This window comes from Arthrospira sp. PCC 8006 (genome assembly GCF_046480465.1).
Lineage (GTDB): Bacteria > Cyanobacteriota > Cyanobacteriia > Cyanobacteriales > Microcoleaceae > Limnospira > Limnospira platensis.
Genome location: NZ_PKGG01000410.1, coordinates 1 through 2,048, shown reverse-complemented (window position 1 = coordinate 2,048; position 2,048 = coordinate 1). Strand labels below are relative to the sequence as shown.

Annotated in this window: 3 protein-coding genes; 1 reads left to right on the top strand and 2 read right to left on the bottom strand. The window is 42.0% G+C overall.

What is annotated here, in order from left to right:
- Positions 1-258: 258 nt before the first annotated feature.
- Positions 259-687 (top strand): peptide-methionine (S)-S-oxide reductase MsrA, encoded by a 429-nt coding sequence (msrA, locus tag B9T16_RS28105; protein WP_202070404.1) that lies wholly within the window; start codon positions 259-261, stop codon positions 685-687.
- Positions 688-737: 50 nt separating this feature from the next.
- Here msrA and B9T16_RS28100 read toward each other — a convergent pair whose 3' ends face one another.
- Together B9T16_RS28100 and B9T16_RS28095 are read right to left on the bottom strand one after the other, a co-directional pair.
- A complete protein-coding gene (locus B9T16_RS28100) occupies positions 738-1,247 on the bottom strand; it encodes a hypothetical protein (protein ID WP_006616037.1) in 510 nt (169 codons plus the stop codon).
- A 396-nt stretch (positions 1,248-1,643) separates the two neighbouring features.
- A partial coding sequence (locus B9T16_RS28095) for a CAAD domain-containing protein (protein WP_410246327.1) occupies positions 1,644-2,048 on the bottom strand: 405 nt, incomplete at its 5' end.

Sequence of the window (2,048 nt, the reverse complement as noted above, 5' to 3'; positions counted from 1 at the left end):
GCATTGCAGCCCTATTTCACTCCTAAACGTCTCGCACATCGCCGTTACTCTTAACGYCCTGATTTCTCAGTTGGTTTATGACCTTGAGTTCCCTGCCTTGCTTAGATTTCTCCAAGCGTCGGGACATATAAACAGTTATGGGATGGTCAGGGTTGCGAATCCCTTATATTCCACCAAGGGGTGGAAGTCCCACTAGGATGTTATTTCAGGCATTGCAGCCTTATTTGACTCCTAAACGTCTCGCACATCATCAATATGATAGAAACCGCCACCTTTGCAGCCGGATGTTTTTGGGGAGTCGCCGCCAAATTTAGTCAGATCAACGGCGTAATTGAAACCGCCACCGGATATATGGGGGGACATTTTCCCCACCCATCTTATTTAGATGTAGCCGCCAGAATTACAGGTCATGCAGAAGTGGTACAGCTTCAATATAATCGTGATCTAGTTTCCTACGAACAACTATTAGAAGTCTTTTGGCAAATTCATGACCCCACCTCCCTAAACCGCCAAGGTCCTGACCGAGGTGAACAATACCGATCAGCAATTTTTTATCATAATTCCCAACAGGAACAAATCGCCAGAAAATCCAAACATCAACTGCAAATATCAGGAACCTATCCGCGACCTATTGTTACCGAAATTAAACCCGCATCCGAATTTTACCCCGGTTCCGGTGGTCCTTAAAATTAGATACTATATCGCCAATCAATCCACTGCGTCAATGGTCATCATGATCAATTCTCAGAAGACCTCCTAGCAGTAATTTCAATTATATATGGGTGATAGCTATTAGGTTCATAGGAACCCACCCAAATTTCATACCTACCAGATAACCACTGACCGATAATTCCTGGGTTCATACCAATTAAGTCATCATTACACCAACTCCCCCCTGGTCCCCTAACCACAATTACCGTGTCTTCATTGCTTTTAACCGTCAGACTCAGATGGTTAAAAAACTCAGTTAAAACCAGGGTATGGTCTGGCTTTTGATCCACATAACCGATACAGGAACCCGTTGGCGTTTCCTCTCTACCCGCAATATCTTGACTCCTCACCGGACCCCCACTCAGTCCCCTAAGAATCATTGGATCTGGTTCAAAATTCGGTGATAGCGTCACGTTTTCAAACATTAAGGTTGGGTTAGAACCCTGAGAATAAGCCACCCCTGAACTATTGACAAATAACCCAACAACTGCCACCATTGAGCTAAATATCATGCTTTTGGTTGGCTCAATTTCCATCAGTCTGTCTCCTTATATCACACAATTTGAGATAACTATATTATAGTTATAATTAGCTTTTAATTATCCGGCTATCATCCCTATGGCCCTGGGGAAGGTCTGGTAGCGCTATTTGAGACTTACAGAATCATGAATAATAGCTGATTAATAGCTATCCCGATTACAACAATCCCCTGTCTTATGTTGAAGACAGGGGAATCATAATATACGGAAGTTACCTAACTTCTAGTTGTATCAAGTCCGTTTTAGCTAGGTGTTATTGACTGATTAACCGGACTTGAGATTTACCATGTTTGACGTTGTGTAATTAGAGCTGCAATTAACATTTTTACCAGTAAATAAATGCCAATATTTTTTAGCAATAATTATCCTGATAAATAGTCACTCTAAACAGTATTAATTTTCCCCAAACACATCTTTCTTAAACTCGCGCCACTTATTAACCAGTTCTTCACGAGTTTCGCTCCGCAGTAAATAGCGATAGACAAACCATCCAGAGAATCCAATTCCCACCATTTCTAAACTGGGTTTAACTAGGGGGATTTGATTAATAATATCAATCACCCCAACTAACACCCGCAGGGTTACAAACAACACAATAATCAGAATTACAGTTGTTAGCGGACGGTAGTATTCACTGAAAAACTTACTAAAGTTTTCTGGTAAATTCGAGAAAAAGTCCAGGACCTTTTCTTTAATCGCTGTCACATCTACTTCCGGCATATCTACACCCCCCTCAAGTGTGGGTTCGGTAGTTATAGCAGCAGGTTGAGCAGCGGCTACAGGTTCCGGTTTGGGTTC

Coding starts and splice junctions, on each gene's coding strand:
- B9T16_RS28100 (WP_006616037.1), bottom strand. CDS start 1,247: ATGGAAATTGAGCCAACCAAAAGCATGATATTTAGCTCAATGGTGGCA.